We start from the raw sequence: 14,930 nt of genomic DNA, 5'->3' as shown, positions 1-14,930 counted from the left end.
CAGAGGTGTCTCAACTGGGTGTGCACTTATCACCGTACGCCGTGTCGAAGGCGTCCGTTTCCGGTCAGTCTTCGCTCTCGACCTGCCGAGACGCCGCCTCGGCCGCCTTCGCCGCCGCGCTCCCAGGACGCTTACGAGCCACCCAACCCTCGATATTCCGCTGCTGACCACGGGCCACAGCCAGCGAACCGGGCGGCACATCCTTCGTGATCACGGACCCGGCGGCGGTGTACGCACCGTCCCCGACCGTGACAGGAGCCACAAACATATTGTCCGAGCCGGTACGACAATGCGACCCGACGGTGGTGTGGTGCTTCTCCTGACCGTCGTAGTTCACGAACACACTGGCAGCACCGATGTTCGTGTACTCACCGATCGTCGCGTCACCGACATACGACAGATGCGGCACCTTCGTGCCCTCACCGATCGACGCGTTCTTCGTCTCCACGTACGTACCGATCTTGCCCTTCGCACCCAACCGGGTACCCGGCCGCAGATAGGCGAACGGCCCCACGTTCGCGTCCGGCCCCACCTCCGCACCGTCCGCCACCGTGTTGTCCACCCGCGCCCCCGCCCCGACACGCGTGTCCGTCAGCCGGCTGTTCGGCCCCACCTCGGCACCCTCACCCAGATGCGTGGAACCGTGCAGCTGAGTCCCCGGATGCACCACGGCGTCCTGCTCGAACGTCACGGCGACATCAACCCACGTGGTCGCCGGATCGACCACCGTCACACCGGCCAACATGGCCCGCGTCAGCAGCCGCTCGTTCAGAATCCGCCGCGCCTCACTCAACTGCACACGGTTGTTGATACCGGCGATCTCCCGATGATCGGCCGCCACACAGGCCCCCACCCGGTGACCCGCCTCACGCAGAATGCCGAGGACATCCGTCAGGTACTCCTCACCCTGACTGTTGTCCGTACGAACCTTCTTCAACGCGTCGAAGAGCAACTGACCGTCGAACGCGAACACACCCGAGTTGATCTCACGGATCGCCCGCTGCGCCTCGGACGCGTCCTTGTGCTCGACGATCCCCGTCACCGCACCGGTGGCCTCGTCCCGCACGATCCGCCCGTAACCGGTCGCGTCCGGCACCTCCGCGGTGAGCACCGTGACGGCGTTGGCGTCGCCCGAGTGCGTCGCGGCCAGCCGCGACAACGTCTCACCGCTCAGCAGCGGGGTGTCCCCGCACACGACCACCACCGTGCCGTCGACACTGCCACCGAGCGACTCCAGCGCGATACGCACGGCGTGACCGGTGCCGTTCTGCTCCGCCTGCACCGCGGTGCGCACCCCGGGGTCGATCTCGCCGAGATGTGCGGCCACCTTCTCCCTTGCGTGGCCGACGACGACCACCAGGTTCTCGGGGTCCAACTCACGGGCGGCGGCGAGCACATGGCCGACGAGACTGCGGCCGCAGATCTCGTGCAGGACCTTCGGTGTGGCCGACTTCATACGGGTGCCCTCACCCGCTGCGAGAACGACGACGGCTGCCGGGCGAATGGCGCTCACGGGGTGGCCCTTCGGCTGTGGAGGAGGTGGGGACATCCGAAGGATACCGGGGCGTTTCCTGGGGGACATGAGAGTGGGCCCTGACGGTGCTGTCACCGGTCAGGACCCGAACTGAGTATTGCTCCCGGGGGAGGACTCGAACCCCCATGATCAGAACCAAAATCTGACGTCTTGCCCTTAGACGACCCGGGATGGCCGCTATGTCCGATTCTGTAGATCGGCAGCGGTCGCAGCCCCTACTATGCCGTACCACCAGCCTTCGACGCGACGATACAGATCGGCTCCGCCGCGCACATCGATGCGCAGGCAGCCGTAGTAGTTCTCCCCGGTGTTCTTCCGGTTGGTACGCGGGTTGTGTTTCTTGAGTCTCGTCCTCAGCAGTGCGGACCTCTCGATGCCTACATGGGCCGCCCAGAATTTCTCGGCGAGTGGGACGTCCGCGGACTCGTGGATGTGGACGGCGAACCTGAGCAACGAGGGGTCGACTTGGAGCAGTCTCAGCCAGGTCAGGAAGACCGTGATCATGTCGGGGTCGCTGTTGACGAAGGTGATGCGTTCTCGCCGGCTGTAGGGCTTGCTCTTGGCTCCCTCGGCCCAGTACAGCCCGACGCCGACCAGGAATAGTTCGCGGTCGGTCAGTCGGCCCACTTCGACCGCCGCCAGCTGCTTCGTGCGCTGTCGTTCCTCCTCGTGCAGTCGCAGCTTTGCCTCCCAGCCGCGTCTGGCGATGGCTGAGGCCTCCTCGCGGGTGCGTGTCCGACGCTCCGGCTTCGGCAGGTCCCGTACCCACAGGGAGATCGAGCTCTTGGAGCAGCCGAGCTCCACCTGGATCCGGTCGTACGTCCAGCCCTGGAGGCGGAGTTCGCGGGCTCTGGTCCTCAGGTCGTCCTTCGCGTTCGGGCGCTTGGTCCATTCGGGAGGGGGTTCGCCCTCCAGGAGGCGGTTGAGGATGTCGTTGTTGTGGACGCGGAGCCGGTCGCGGATCTGGCGTCGGCTGAGGCCCTCGCGTCGCAGTGCGACCGCCTGCTCCCGGAGGCCCTCGAAATCGGCGTACTTGCCGCAGGAATGTGCCATACGCATACCGTCCGGGCGGAATGATTGCTTCCGATGTCGAACGGTGAGCGATTCAGCAGTTCGAGGGAAAGGGGGTCGTTTCGTGCTCGTCCCATCACGGAATGTGGTGTAGGCCAGTCGCGGAAACTCGCCGGAAAACCGGCCGGGAACGCCCGTAGGCTGGAGGCATGACCACGACGGGGGAAGACCACACCGCGGCCCGGGGAGGGCCGTGGTGGTGGGCGAGGTGGCGCAGCGCGGCGTTGGATGTGGGGCTGGCGCTGGCGTCGGCGTTGGAGTGTGCGTTCGAAGGTGTGCGGTTCGCGCGGGACGCGGGGATTCCTGTGGCCGCGGGGGTGGTGTTCGGGGTGCTGGCCGGTTCGGCGCTGTTGGTGCGCCGGCAGTGGCCGATCGCAGTGGTGTTGGTGTCGATCGCGATCACGCCCGCCCAGATGGGTTATCTGATGGGCATCGTCGGCCTGTACACGCTCGCCGCGTCGGAGTTGCCGCGCCGCATCATCGGTTCTCTGGCCGGTATGTCCCTGGTGGGCATGTTGATCGTGATGTTCGTGCGGGTGCGGCAGGACATGGCGCAGGGGACGTGGGATCTGGGTGACTGGTTCGTGCCGTTCGCGGCGATCACGACCGCGATCGGGATGACCGCGCCGCCGTTGCTGCTGGGTCTGTACGTGGGGGCGCGGCGTCGGCTGATGGAGAGTCTGCGGGAGCGTGCGGACAGCCTGGAGCGGGAGTTGCAGTTGCTCGCGGAGCGTGCGGAGGAGCGCGCGGAGTGGGCGCGGAACGAGGAGCGGACGCGGATCGCCCGGGAGATGCACGACGTCGTCGCGCATCGGGTGAGTCTGATGGTGGTGCATGCCGCCGCGCTGCAGGCGGTCGCTCGGAAGGATCCCGAGAAGGCGGTGAAGAACGCCGTGCTGGTGGGGGACATGGGGCGGCAGGCGTTGACGGAGCTGCGGGAGATGCTCGGGGTGCTGCGCAGTGGGGACGGTGCCGGGGCGCGGCGGGGTGAGCATGCGGTGCCGCTGGCGGCGGTGGGGGTGGCGGCCGCGGTGGCTGCCTCTCGGGTGGTGGAGGAGGGGGAGGGGCCCTGCCTCTCCGAGCTGGAGGAGTTGATCGGGCAGTCTGCGGCCGCCGGGATGGTCGTGGATCTGTCGGTGGAGGGGGATGCGCGGTCGTACACCGCGGAGATCGAGCAGACGGCGTACCGCGTGGTGCAGGAGGCGTTGACGAACGTCCACAAGCATGCGGCGGGGGCGAAGACGCATGTGCGGCTGGCGCATCGGGTGTCGGAGATCGCGATGCAGGTGGAGAACGAGCCGCCGCCGGAGGTGGGGTCGGCGTCGGCACGGTTGCCGTCCGGGGGGAACGGGCTGGTGGGGATGAAGGAGCGGGTGGCCGCGCTGGGCGGGGTGTTCGTGTCGGGGCCGACGGATGCGGGTGGTTTTCGGGTGTCGGCGGTGATTCCGGCGGTGGCCGCGGCGGTGTGAGGTTCTTCTTTGTCGTGGCGGTGGCGTGGCGCTGGCGCGGCGGTGTGGGGCCGTTGTCGGCCGGGTGGGTCAGCCCGCGGTGAGGCGGACGGGTTCGATGCCGGAGACGAGGCCGGCGAGGGCCTGGTCGATGTCGGGGCCGAGGTACCAGTCGCCGGTGTGGTCGAGGGCGTAGACGCGGCCTCCGGCGTCGATGGCGAGGAGGGCGTCGGTGTCGGTCTCGGTGCCGAGGGGGCTGACCTCGGTGTCGAGGGCGCGGCCGAGGTCGCCGAGGGTGCGGGCCATGTGGAGGCCGTGCAGGGGGTCCAGGTGGAGCGCGGTGGGGGCGATCTGGCGGCCGGGTCCGGTGGGGGTGAGGTGGAGGCCGCCGAATTCGGCCCAGGCTTCCACGGCGGCGGGGAAGACGGCGTGCCGGTGGCCTGCGGGTGACTGGTGGTCGCGCAGTGCGTCGGCCCAGATCTCGGCCTGCTTTATGTCCCAGCGTCCGGGTTGCCAGCCGGCGGCGCGCAGGGCGGCGTCGACGGGTACGGGGAAGCGCGTGGTGGAGGTGCGGTCGGGGTGCATCTGCCCTTCGATCGTCGAGGTCATGGACCGGCCGTGGGGCCGTCTTGCGGGTGTGGGGTGGGGGGTGGGGAGTGGCCGTCTGCCGCCGTGGTGCGGCGGGTCAGTCGTCTGTCGCCGTGGGGTCGACGATGCGTACGCCGAAGTGGGCGCTGAGGGCGGTGCAGGCGCGGCAGGGTGTGGCGAAGCTGCCGTGGAGGGGGTCGCCGTCCTCGCGGATGCGGCGGGCGGTGAGTTTGGCCTGCTTGAGGGCTTTGCGTGCCTCGCCGTTGGTCATGGGTTTGCGGGCGGCGCGTTTGCTGCGCGCGGCGTCGGCGGTGGCTATGTGGCGGGAGATGAGGATCGTCTCGGCGCAGCGGCCGGTGAAGCGGTCGCGTTGGTCGCTGGTGAGGGTGTCGAGGAAGTCCTGGACGAGGGGGTGCAGGGCGGGGGGTTCCTCGCCGCGGGCGGCGGTGCCGGTGAGGGTGGCGCCGCGGACGGAGAGGGCGGCGGCGACGGTGGGGAGTATGCCGTCGCGGCGGTGGTGGAGGGCGGGCGCGGGTGTGGTGTCGGTGGCGCTCCAGCCGATGCGGGGGTCGCCGGACCGCCCTGTGTGCGGTGCCGTGTGCGGTGCCGTTTGCGGTCCCGTCTGCGTCGTGTTCATGATCGTCATCCCCTCCCGAGCGTCCCCTCGGAGGAGACAGAGTGCCAAACTCCGTTGCTGGTGCGGTAGCTGGGGCGGTGCGACACGCCCGGGTTTGGGCGGTGTGTAAGGGCGGGGTGACGGCTGGTCACGGAAGCGGAGTGCGGCTGACCGGTGCCCGGTGACCGGTGTCGTCGTACCGCATAGGCTGTCGCCACCGCGATCCATGCGGCTGCCGCGTGCCGTGCGGTTGACGCGTGGAGACAGTCAGACATACGGGGTGCGGTGGCCGGAGGTGGTCACCGGGGTCCGTACAGAACGCCGCAGGGGGCAACCGCCATGACGACAGGTCGGCTCGGGCTGGGGGCACCGCCCAGCCGCCAGGCCGGGGGACAAGCCGTGCCGCCGAACGCGGCCTATGCCGGGCAGGTCGTGCATTTCCCGGATCCGGTTCGGGCGGCGCGTCACCCGAGAGGGGTACGTGTCGATGAGCACGGCTACCCCGATTTCTCGCCCTACGCGCGTGCCGCCGCGGAGATCGCGGAGCCGCCGGAGGGTTTCGGGGTCGACGAGCTCAGACTGACGGACTACGTCTCGGCGAACGCGGTGCAGGCGGCTTCCGGGCACGACCTGTGGGACACGGTGGCGTCGGTGGCGACGCCGCACGGCTGGACGTGGCATCACGTGGTGGGGTCGCGGCGGCTGGAGTTGGTGCCGGTCGAGGTGAAGGCGTTGCTGCGGCATCACGGCGGGATCGCCACGGCGGCGGTGGACCAGGGCAAGCGGGGCACGCGGCCGTTGCAGGAGACGCGGCCGGCGCATTTCGGGTTGCCGAAGTCGGGTGTGGCGGTGACGGAGGCGCAGGTGCAGGGGGTCGAGGAGGACCTCGGGTACCGGCTGCCGGGTGCGTACCGTTCGTTCTTGAAGGCGGCGGGCGGGTGCGCGCCGGTGGGGACCGCGTTGGACGCGGAGTTGGGCCTGCTGATCGACCAGCCGTTCTTCACGGTGCGGGACGAGGCGGCGGTCAACGATCTGGTTTACGTCAACAAGTGTCTTCGTGACCACCTGACGAAGGATTACCTGGGGGTCGCGTTCGTGCAGGGCGGGTTGCTCGCGGTGAAGGTGAAGGGCGAGCGGATCGGTTCGGTGTGGTTCTGCGCGTACGACGACGCGCGGGACGTGGATCCTTCGTGGGCGCCGGCGGACCGGGTGGAGCGGCTGTTGGTGCCGTGCGGTGAGGACTTCGATGTCTTCCTGTCCCGACTGGCCGGTTCTCCGCCGGAGTTGGAGACCGTGGCGAACCTGATGGTGGACGGCGGGTTCGCGCGTGCGGTGCCTGTGTCCTCGTCTTCTTCGGCGTCTTCGGCGTCTTCGGCGTCTTCTGCGGCTGTGGGGGAGTGAGCTTCGCGATGGTGACGTTCGCGCAGGCGCAGGAGCGCGCGGAAGAGTGGATCAACGGTGACGTGCCGTCGTACCAGCATCGCGAGGTGCGGGTACGGGAGTTCGAGCTGGGCTTCGTGGTGTGGGCGGAGGACCGTGCGGACGGTCCGCGCTCGGACGGTGGCGCGCAGCGGCTTGTGATCGCCCGGGACAGCGGTGAGGCGACGTTGTGGCCGTCGCTGCCGGTGGGCGAGGTGATTCGCCGGTACGAGGAGGAGTACGGCCGTCCGCAGGCCGACCCGGAACCGGCGCCGGCGTCGGCCGCTTCGGCGCGGGTGGATCTCAACCAGACGTCGTTCCTGCTGAGTCCGCCGGAGTGGTTGCAGGAGGCGGCGGACAAGCTGGGGATCGCGGATCGGCGGGGTGGGGCCGGGGCGGGTGTTGGTGCCGGTTCGGGTGCTGGTGCTGGTGCTGGTGCCAGGGATGGGAACTTGGCCGAGACGCAGCCCGGGCCGGGTGCGGCTGCCGTGCCCGCGGGGGCGACTCCTTGGGCCGGGACCGACACCAACGCCGATGCCGAAGAGGACCGTTCGGTGCCGCTGCCGGCGACCGTCTTCGCACCTCCGCTGAACGAGGCGGGCGACGATACGCCGCCGGACGCGGTCACGGAGCTGATGTCGGCGGGCAGTGCGCTTCCGCCGACGGTGCAGGGGTCGGCGGTGGACGCGGCGGGCGTGCGGGGTGCGCCGGAAGCGCCTTCGTACGGCTACCCGCAGGGCACGGGCGGCGCTGCCGCGCCGGGTACGCCCCCGCCGGGCGCGCCTGCGCCGGGTGCGGTGCCTCCGCCTCCGCCGGGTGCTCCCTCTTACGGTTATCCGCAGGCTCCCGGCGCCGCGCCGGGGTTGCCCCAGCCGCCCGGTGCTCCGGGTGCCCCGGGGGTTCCGGGTGCTCCGGGACGGGCGCTCGCGCCGAACGCCGGCGACATCGCCGACGCCGCGACCAGCAAGGCGGGGCCTCCGCCGCGCCGGAGCACGACGCCGCCTCCGCCGCCACCGCCGGGTGTCCCGGGGGCTCCGGGCGCGCGGGAGGGAAGCGCGCCGCCGCCTCCGCCCGGGCCGGGAGCGGGCGGGTACGTCCCCACTCAGCTCGTGTCGGCGCTCGGTCCCGGCGGACCGGAGGATGCCGTCGGACCGCAGGCCCCGGGTGCGCCGCAGCCGCCCGGCGCGCCGCATCCGCCGGGCGCCCCCAAGCCGCCCGGTGCGCCGAACATGCCCGGCGGCATGCCTCCGGGCGGCGTTCACCATGCGGCCACGATGTTCGCCGACCCCAGTGCGATGGGGCCGGGCGGGGGCGCGCCGCAGCCTCCGGGCGCCCCTGGTATTCCGGGTGCGCCCGGCGCGCAGCCGGCTCCTGGCGCCCCGGGTGCACCGAACGCGCCTGGCGCACCAGGAGTGCCAAGCGCCCCGGGTATGCCGGGAGCGCCGGGCGCATCCCAGCTTCCGAGCGCCCCGGGCATGCCGGGTGCCCCCGGCGCGCCCCAGCCCCCGAGCGCCCCGGGCATGCCCGGCGCGCCCAGCGCCCCGCAGCCCCCAGGCGCTCTCGGCACCCCCGGCGCGCAAGGCCCGTCTGGGGGCGCGCGAGGCGCCGTTCACCACGCGGAGACCGTCCTGGCCGCGCCGCCGGTGGGCGGCCCGGGCGCGCCCCCGATGGGCCCGCCCGGCGCGCCCCCGCCGCCGCAAGCCCCCGGCATGGCGTCCGCTCCGGGCGCGCCCGCCGCGCCGGGCGCCCCCGGCATGGCGTCCGGCACCCCCGGCACGACACCGACCGCTCCCCAGCCGCCGATGCCACCGGCCGCCCCCGGCACGATGCCCCCGCCACCGGGCCAGCCCCTGCCCGGCCAGCAGCCCCAGGCCACCGGCCAGCCCGTGCCCGGCCAACCCATGCCCGGCCAGCAACCCCCGCCCCCCGGCCAGCCCATCCCCGGCCAGCAGCCGCCGGCATACGGCTACCCGCAGCCTCAGCCGCAGGGGCAGCCGACGGTCGGTCCCGGCTATCAGGCCGTGTTGCGCTACCGGGCGCAGGACGGTTCGGAGCAGCAGCTGATCCGGCGTTCGGCGCCGGGTATGCCGCATCCGGAGTGGCAGATCTTCCACGAGCTGCGCGGTATGAACGTGCCGCCGGACCAGGTGCTGGAGCTGCACACCGAGTTGGAGTCGTGTGAGCTGCCGGGTGCGTACTGTGCGCGGATGATCCGGGAGCAGTGGCCGCAGGCGCGGATCACGAGCATCGCGCCGTACGGCACGGATCATGCGAGCCGGCAGCAGGGCATGCAGCAACTGCTGGCGCATCAGGGCGAGTTGCACCAGGTGGCGGACGGGCCCGCGCGGCCGGCGCCGGTGCGGGCGCCGTTGCCGCCGGTGCAGGCGGCACCGCCGGTGCCGCCGGAGGCGGTCGCGCAGGAGTTGGGTGCGGCGTTCGGGCCGGGGATCTTCCGGTTCGAGCAGCAGGCCGTGTCCCGGCAGGGTGTGCCGCCGATCGTGGCCCAGTCGCTGGTGATGGCGGGCCTGCCGATGGACATGGGCCCGTTCTTCTGGGCGCAGGCCCAGCCGGGGCGGCCGGTGCCGACGCTCGCCGAGCTGGCGCAGGAGCGCGGGGTGCAGCCGGCCTCGGACGCGGGGTCGTACCTCGTGATGGGCAGTGACTTCGGCAAGGCGATCTGTGTGCAGTACGGGTCGGCGAACATCGTGGCCGTGCCGGTGGAGGCGGGGCCCGGTGGGGCGCCGGTGCCGCCGCAGTTCGTGAACACCGGGCTGCCCGAGTTCCAGCGCTGTCTGGCGTTGCTCGGGCGGATGTGGCGGCTGAGGTTCGGGCTGAACCAGGAGCAGGCGGGGCGTTGGACCGTCGACTTCCAGGCCCAGCTGGCCTCGCTGGACCCGGCGGCGCTGGGGTCGCCGGAGAGCTGGTGGTCGGTGCTGCTGGAGGAGATGTGGGACGGCCTCCTGTGACGTCGTGTTGACGCTCGCGTGAGGGGTTCCTCGGGCCGGGCCCGGTCGCTGTGACCGGGCCCGGCCCTTTTGCGTGCGCGCGCTCCGCGTGCCGGTGCGGGCGCCCCGACCGTGACCTGTGCGCGGAGTGTCGCGTTATGAACACTTACGTCCGATACCTCAAGATGTGCGCGCAATCATCTTTTCGTGTCCATTCGGCGCAGAGGGGTTCCAGGATGAGCAGCGCATCGGTCTCGCCCCACGGCTTCGGGGCCGTACGGGGGCGCGGTTACCGCCCCGATCAGGTCGACGCCTACGCCGCCGCCCTCTCCCGCGACCGGGACGCCGCCTGGGAACGGGCGGCCCGTCTCACCGTGCTCGCGCGGGAGATGGAGGAGGAGGCGGCGCGGCTGCGGGAGGCGGTGGCGCGGCTCGCGCCGCAGGCCTACGAGACGCTCGGGGAGGGCGCGCGGCGCCTGTTCCAGCTCGCCCAGGAGGAGGCGGCCGCCGTGCGGGAGGGCGCGCGGCAGGAGGCGCAGCGCCTTGCGGAAGAGGCGCAGGAGCGCGCGGACGGCGTGCGGGACGCCGCACAGGCGCACGCCGACGGCATGCGCGCCGACGCCGACGAACGCGCCCGTCAGTGCCTCCTCGCCGCGCGCGCCGAGGCCGACGAGATCCGTGTCTCCGCCCGGCGTGAAGTGAAGGAGAGGCGTGGTGAGGCGCTGGGCGCGCTCCGGGAAGTGCGCCGCCGCACCTCCGCGATGCTCGCCGAGCAGGCCGACGAGCTCGCCGAGCGCTGGGAGGAGGCGGAGCGGGCGGAGACCGAGCGCCTGGACGCGGCGGCGGCGCGGGAGGCCGAACGGGTGGCGCTCGCGGAGGAGACGCTGTCGGAGGCGAAGCGGGCGTTCGGGGAGGCGGAGGAGTCGGGGCGTCGTTGTCAGGAGGAGGCACGCGCGCGTGCCGCCGAGATTCTGGCGGAGGCGAGGCTGCAGGAGGAGCGGATCGCCCGGGAGACGGAGCGGGTGCTGCGCGAGCACGGGGAGCGGTGGGACGACGTGCAGGCGCAGATGGATTTCGTACGGAGCAGTCTCACGGCGTTGACGGGGTCGACGCAGGGGGACTGAAAGCGGAGCGGGGGGCGGCCACCGTAGTGGCCGCCCCCGGGCGTGAGCGCGTGGGTCGGTGTCGTTCACCCACCCCGGCGCACGGCCCCCGCAGTCTCGTTCACCCGCCCCTGCGCACGGCCCCCGCCAGGATCCAGCCCTCGACGGCCTCGTACTCGTGCCGCTGTTCCTCCGACGCGCGCCGGCCGGACAGGACCGTGCCGAGCCAGCCGAAGGCGAAGCCGAGGGGGATGGTGAGCAGGCCCGTCGTCGTGAAGTGGAACCAGTTGAAGTCGGCCTCGGGGAAGGCGGAGACGGGGGAGCCGGAGACGAGGTTCGTGCCCGGCATCACGACGAGCACGGCGAGTGTGCCGCCGATCAGGGTGCTGAGCAGGCCCGTGCGGGTGAAGCGGCGCCAGAAGAGGCTGTAGAGCAGGGCCGGGGCGATGGCCGAGGCGCCCAGGCAGAAGGACAGCGTCACCAGGGGCTGCAGGCTGCGGTGCTGGACCAGGGTGGCCAGCAGGATCGCCGGGGCGCCCACCGCGAGCGCCGAGGCCCGGGCCAGCGCCATCTCGCGGCGGGCCGACAGGTTCCGCATGTGCGTGGCGAAGACGTCGTGGGCGAGGGAGTTGGCGCAGGCGAGGATCATGCCGGCGACGGAGGCGAGCAGCGTCAGGAAGATCGCCGTGGTGACGGTGGTGAACAGGAACGTCTCCGCCGTGGAGACGTCGGGGCCGAACGCGGCCCGGGAACCCAGCAGGTACGCGGTGTTGCCCTGCGGGTCGGCCTGTGCGATGACCGCGCGTCCGATCAGCGCCGTGGCGCCGAATCCGACGACCGTCATGATGAGCACGAACACGACGACGGACGACACCGCCCAGGACATCGAACGGCGCACCTGGCGGGCGCTGTTGGCGGTGTACATGCGCATCGTGACGTGCGGGAGGCAGGCCCCGCCGATGACGACCGTCAGTTGTGAAGTGATCATGTCGAGGCGGGGGTTGGAGCTGCCCGCGAACTCCACGCCCGAGTGCAGGAACCGGGAGCCCACCCCGCTCTGCGCGGCGGCGGCTTGGAAGAGGGCGCCGGGGTCCCAGTCGAAGCGGTGCAGCACCAGCAGGGCGACCACGGCTCCCGAGCCGAGCAGCATGACCATCTTCATGATCTGGATGAGGGCGGTGCCCTTCATGCCGCCGATCGCCGCGTAACTGATCATCAGGGCGCCCAGTCCGATGATGCAGCCCGTCTTCAGTGCGTCGCCGGAGAATCCGAGGATGAACGCCAGCAACTGCCCGGTGCCGGCGAGTTGGACCAGCATCAGCGGCAGCAGCGCGGCGATGGTCACCGCGCACGCCGTGATGCGCACCGCGCGGCCGGGCATCCGCCGGGTCAGCGCGTCGCCCATGGTGAACCGGCCCGCGTTGCGCAGGGGTTCGGCCAGCACGAACATCAGCAGCATCAGGGACAGGGCCGTGCTGAGCGCCAGCACGATGCCGTCGTAGCCGCACAGGGCGATCACTCCGCCGGTGCCCAGGACGCTCGCCGCGGAGATGTAGTCGCCTCCGATGGCCAGGCCGTTGCGCATGGGGGAGAGGGAGCCGTAGCCGGTGTAGAACTCGTCGAGGTCGTCCCGGTCGGGGCCGGTCATCACGCACAGCAGCAGCGTGATGGTGGCGATGGCGGAGAACGCGACGAGGGACATCGCCTGCGCGTTGCCGCTGAAGCCGTTGGTCATCGCCGGGCCTCCCGCTTGGCGTCCAGTTCGGACTGCTTGCGGATGCGGTCCGCGATCGGGTCGACGCGACGGCGGGCCGTGCGCTCGTACAGTGCGATCGCCAGCCAGGTGACGGGGATCTGCAGGAGGGCGAGCAGCAGTCCGGCGGGCAGTCCGTCCGCGACGCCGGTCGTCATCACCGACGGGGCGAAGGCGGACAGCGCCAGGAAGAGGACGAAGTAGCCGAGTGCGGTGAGTGCGGCGGTACGGCGCTGCCAGCGGTAGGCGCTGCGCAGCACGCGCAGGTCGCTGTGGTGGCCGAGGGGCGGGTGCGGCGGACGGGGCGGTGCGACGCGCTGCGGCGGGGCGGTGTGCGGCTGCCACGGGTATGTGGCGTCGTAAGCGGGGGATGGGCCGTAGGGCTCATGGGACATCCCGGTGCTCCTTGCGTGGCTCGGGTCCGGTGCTGGACCGCAGGGAGGTGGGGGGCGGGCAGAGCCCCGCACGTTACTCGCCGGTTGCGGTGTGCGCGAGGTTTTCCACAAACTGGCTGGTCGGTATGCGCTTACTACGCTGAGCTGCGGTGTTACCCGCGTTAACCCATCGATCGCGTGGATCCCGGGGCCCGGATCGTGGCCCGCCGTCAGTCCTTGAGCACCGGGAAACGCCGTGGCGCCACAAGCAGCAGGACCACGAAGGCGAGCGCCGCCGCGCACCCGGCGCCGACATACACCGCGTGCACCGCGTCCGCGATCGCGCGCCGGGTCGCCTCCGGGACGCCGTCGCCGTCCAGCCCCCGCGTCACCGAGTCCAGGTCGCCCGCACCGCCCAGGCGGGAGGCCAGCACCCCGTTGGCCACCGCACCGAACACCGACGCGCCGATCGTCTGACCGGTCTGGCGGCAGAAGAGCACCGACGCCGTGGTCGTCCCGCGCTCCGCCCAGCCCACCGTCGACTGCACCCCGACGATCAGCGGGAGCTGGAACAGCCCCAGCGCCGCCCCCAGCAGCAGCATCAGCAGCGCGGGCTGCCAGGCGGAGCCCGGATAGGGCAGGAACGGGAACGCGAACAGGATCAGCGTCGCCGTCCCGATGCCCAGCAGCGCCGTGTCGCGGAAGCCGATCCTGCCGTACACGTGCTGGCTCAGCGCCGCCGACACCGGCCAGCTCAACGTCCACACGGACAGCACGAATCCGGCGGCCACGGGCGCCAGCCCCAGCACCGACTGCGCGTACGTCGGCAGGAACACGCTCGGCGCCACCATCAGCAGCCCCAGCGCGCCCAGCGCCAGGTTGACCGCCGCGATCGTCCGGCGCCGCCACACCCACCCGGGGATGATCGGCTCGGCCGCACGGCGTTCGACCACGACCACGACACCGGCCAGCGCGAGTCCCGTACCGAACAGGGCTGCGGACGGCGCCGACAGCCACGGCCACGCCACCCCGCCCTGCACCAGGGCGGTCAGCAGCACACCGCCGCAGGCGAACACCGCGACCGCGCCCGCCCAGTCGATGCGCGGGCGGCCGGCCGACTCCCGTTCCGGCTCGTGGAGATGGCGGACGATCAGCCACAACGCCACCGCGCCGATGGGCAGGTTGACGAGGAAGATCCAGCGCCAGTCGGCGTACGCCGCCAGCACCCCGCCCACGCCCGGGCCGGCCACCGCCGAAACCGCCCACACCGTCGACAGCTTGGCCTGGATCTTCGGGCGCTCCTTGAGGGGATACAGGTCGGCCGCGAGCGTCTGGACCGTGCCCTGAAGGGCCCCGCCGCCCAGGCCCTGGACGATGCGGAAGGCGATCAGCGCCCCCATGTTCCAGGCCCCGGCGCACAGCAGCGAGCCGAGCAGGAACACCGCCGCGCCCGCCACCAGCACCGGTTTGCGACCGAAGGTGTCGGAGAGCTTGCCGTACACCGGGAGCGTGACGGTGACGGCGAGCAGATAGCCGGAGAACAGCCAGGAGAAGTACGAGAAGCCGCCGAGGTCGCCGACGATCTGCGGGACGGCCGTGGAGACGATGGTGGAGTCGAGGGCGGCCAGGGCCATCGCGAGCATGAGCGCGGCGACCACGGCGCCTCTGCGGCCGGTGGACGCGGGTGACCGCTCCTCCGTCACCGCGGCCTGTATTCCGGTGTCCCCCTCGTCCACGAGATTCCTTCCCCTTGCATCCATCCGCCGCGGGACAGCTTCCCATTTGACCCTCACGTAGCGGCAGGGTGCAGGCTCGGTGGGCCGGTGGGTGGAGAGAACCCCGAGACCCTCTCCACCCGTCGGTGGACTGCCCCTAAGGGTTCCTCCGTACTACGGCTCGGGGAGGGTTCGTCCCACTGGAGGACGAGAGGGCCCGGGGTCCGTCCTTAACCTGGCTTTACGCCGCTGGGGGGCGGTTGACCGAACCGGCGGGGGTGGGGTTTTCCCCCGTAGAAGAGGGTGCCGGGCACCAGCGCGCCGGACCCCTCCGCGGGACCAGACTCGTCGTCGAAGCAGTTCG

General features: G+C 71.7%; 11 protein-coding genes and 1 tRNA gene. 4 read left to right on the top strand and 8 right to left on the bottom strand.

Annotated features, from left to right (window positions below):
- Positions 1 to 64 precede the first annotated feature (64 nt).
- From glmU to ACIGDI_RS24260, 3 genes are all read right to left on the bottom strand, one after another.
- A complete protein-coding gene (gene glmU / locus ACIGDI_RS24270) occupies positions 65 to 1,513 on the bottom strand; it encodes a bifunctional UDP-N-acetylglucosamine diphosphorylase/glucosamine-1-phosphate N-acetyltransferase GlmU (protein ID WP_399900165.1) in 1,449 nt (482 codons plus the stop codon).
- A gap of 121 nt (positions 1,514 to 1,634) precedes the next feature.
- A tRNA-Gln gene (locus tag ACIGDI_RS24265) sits at positions 1,635 to 1,705 on the bottom strand.
- 6 nt (positions 1,706 to 1,711) lie between these two features.
- The gene (locus tag ACIGDI_RS24260; protein ID WP_399900162.1) at positions 1,712 to 2,587 is read right to left on the bottom strand and encodes a hypothetical protein; all 876 of its coding nucleotides are present in this window, start codon (positions 2,585 to 2,587) and stop codon (positions 1,712 to 1,714) included.
- A 167-nt stretch (positions 2,588 to 2,754) separates the two neighbouring features.
- On the opposite strand from ACIGDI_RS24260, the gene ACIGDI_RS24255 reads away from it, so the two are divergent.
- Entirely contained in the window at positions 2,755 to 4,074 is a 1,320-nt protein-coding gene (locus ACIGDI_RS24255; protein ID WP_399900159.1) for a sensor histidine kinase, read from the top strand.
- 69 nt (positions 4,075 to 4,143) lie between these two features.
- Here ACIGDI_RS24255 and ACIGDI_RS24250 read toward each other — a convergent pair whose 3' ends face one another.
- The gene (locus tag ACIGDI_RS24250) at positions 4,144 to 4,638 is read right to left on the bottom strand and encodes an SUKH-3 domain-containing protein (RefSeq protein ID WP_399901153.1); all 495 of its coding nucleotides are present in this window, start codon (positions 4,636 to 4,638) and stop codon (positions 4,144 to 4,146) included.
- A 100-nt stretch (positions 4,639 to 4,738) separates the two neighbouring features.
- Complete coding sequence (locus ACIGDI_RS24245) at positions 4,739 to 5,287, bottom strand: YwqJ-related putative deaminase (RefSeq protein WP_399900157.1); 549 nt, start codon at positions 5,285 to 5,287, stop codon at positions 4,739 to 4,741.
- A 309-nt stretch (positions 5,288 to 5,596) separates the two neighbouring features.
- Here ACIGDI_RS24245 and ACIGDI_RS24240 point away from each other — a divergent pair, with 309 nt between their 5' ends.
- The 3 genes from ACIGDI_RS24240 (at position 5,597) to ACIGDI_RS24230 (ending at position 10,745) form a co-directional block, all read left to right on the top strand.
- Complete coding sequence (locus ACIGDI_RS24240) at positions 5,597 to 6,658, top strand: SMI1/KNR4 family protein (protein WP_399900154.1); 1,062 nt, start codon at positions 5,597 to 5,599, stop codon at positions 6,656 to 6,658.
- A gap of 8 nt (positions 6,659 to 6,666) precedes the next feature.
- Positions 6,667 to 9,642: an SUKH-4 family immunity protein gene (locus tag ACIGDI_RS24235; protein ID WP_399900151.1), complete on the top strand. Its 2,976-nt coding sequence runs from the start codon at positions 6,667 to 6,669 to the stop codon at positions 9,640 to 9,642.
- A 215-nt stretch (positions 9,643 to 9,857) separates the two neighbouring features.
- Positions 9,858 to 10,745 (top strand): cellulose-binding protein, encoded by an 888-nt coding sequence (locus ACIGDI_RS24230; RefSeq protein ID WP_399900148.1) that lies wholly within the window; start codon positions 9,858 to 9,860, stop codon positions 10,743 to 10,745.
- A 100-nt stretch (positions 10,746 to 10,845) separates the two neighbouring features.
- Here the strand turns inward: ACIGDI_RS24230 and ACIGDI_RS24225 are convergent, their stop codons facing one another.
- The 3 genes from ACIGDI_RS24225 to ACIGDI_RS24215 all read right to left on the bottom strand — a co-directional run bounded on the left by ACIGDI_RS24225 (position 10,846) and on the right by ACIGDI_RS24215 (position 14,611).
- Positions 10,846 to 12,459, bottom strand: a complete 1,614-nt coding sequence (locus ACIGDI_RS24225) for a cation acetate symporter (protein ID WP_399900145.1) — start codon at positions 12,457 to 12,459, stop codon at positions 10,846 to 10,848.
- Positions 12,456 to 12,872: a DUF485 domain-containing protein gene (locus tag ACIGDI_RS24220; protein ID WP_399900142.1), complete on the bottom strand. Its 417-nt coding sequence runs from the start codon at positions 12,870 to 12,872 to the stop codon at positions 12,456 to 12,458. Before ACIGDI_RS24220 ends, ACIGDI_RS24225 begins: the two co-directional genes overlap by 4 nt.
- A 209-nt stretch (positions 12,873 to 13,081) precedes the next feature.
- Positions 13,082 to 14,611 carry an MFS transporter gene (locus tag ACIGDI_RS24215; protein WP_399900139.1) on the bottom strand — a complete coding sequence of 510 codons (1,530 nt, stop codon included), beginning with the start codon at positions 14,609 to 14,611 and terminating at the stop codon, positions 13,082 to 13,084.
- Between the last annotated feature and the right edge of the window lie 319 nt (positions 14,612 to 14,930).

It is taken from the genome of Streptomyces sp. NPDC085900 (genome assembly GCF_044540925.1).
In the GTDB taxonomy this organism is placed as follows: domain Bacteria; phylum Actinomycetota; class Actinomycetes; order Streptomycetales; family Streptomycetaceae; genus Streptomyces; species Streptomyces gilvifuscus.
The sequence above is the reverse complement of the archived record's forward strand: the minus strand, read 5'-3'. Positions and strand labels throughout refer to the sequence as shown.

What these genes read in the sequence shown, in the direction of transcription:
- ACIGDI_RS24245 (WP_399900157.1), bottom strand. Translation starts at nt 5,287, where the DNA reads ATGACGATCATGAACACGACGCAGACGGGACCGCAAACGGCACCGCAC.
- ACIGDI_RS24235 (WP_399900151.1), top strand. Translation starts at nt 6,667, where the DNA reads ATGGTGACGTTCGCGCAGGCGCAGGAGCGCGCGGAAGAGTGGATCAAC.
- ACIGDI_RS24230 (WP_399900148.1), top strand. Translation starts at nt 9,858, where the DNA reads ATGAGCAGCGCATCGGTCTCGCCCCACGGCTTCGGGGCCGTACGGGGG.
- ACIGDI_RS24215 (WP_399900139.1), bottom strand. Translation starts at nt 14,611, where the DNA reads ATGGATGCAAGGGGAAGGAATCTCGTGGACGAGGGGGACACCGGAATA.
- ACIGDI_RS24255 (WP_399900159.1), top strand. Translation starts at nt 2,755, where the DNA reads ATGACCACGACGGGGGAAGACCACACCGCGGCCCGGGGAGGGCCGTGG.
- ACIGDI_RS24250 (WP_399901153.1), bottom strand. Translation starts at nt 4,638, where the DNA reads ATGCACCCCGACCGCACCTCCACCACGCGCTTCCCCGTACCCGTCGAC.
- ACIGDI_RS24240 (WP_399900154.1), top strand. Translation starts at nt 5,597, where the DNA reads ATGACGACAGGTCGGCTCGGGCTGGGGGCACCGCCCAGCCGCCAGGCC.
- ACIGDI_RS24220 (WP_399900142.1), bottom strand. Translation starts at nt 12,872, where the DNA reads ATGTCCCATGAGCCCTACGGCCCATCCCCCGCTTACGACGCCACATAC.
- ACIGDI_RS24225 (WP_399900145.1), bottom strand. Translation starts at nt 12,459, where the DNA reads ATGACCAACGGCTTCAGCGGCAACGCGCAGGCGATGTCCCTCGTCGCG.
- ACIGDI_RS24260 (WP_399900162.1), bottom strand. Translation starts at nt 2,587, where the DNA reads ATGGCACATTCCTGCGGCAAGTACGCCGATTTCGAGGGCCTCCGGGAG.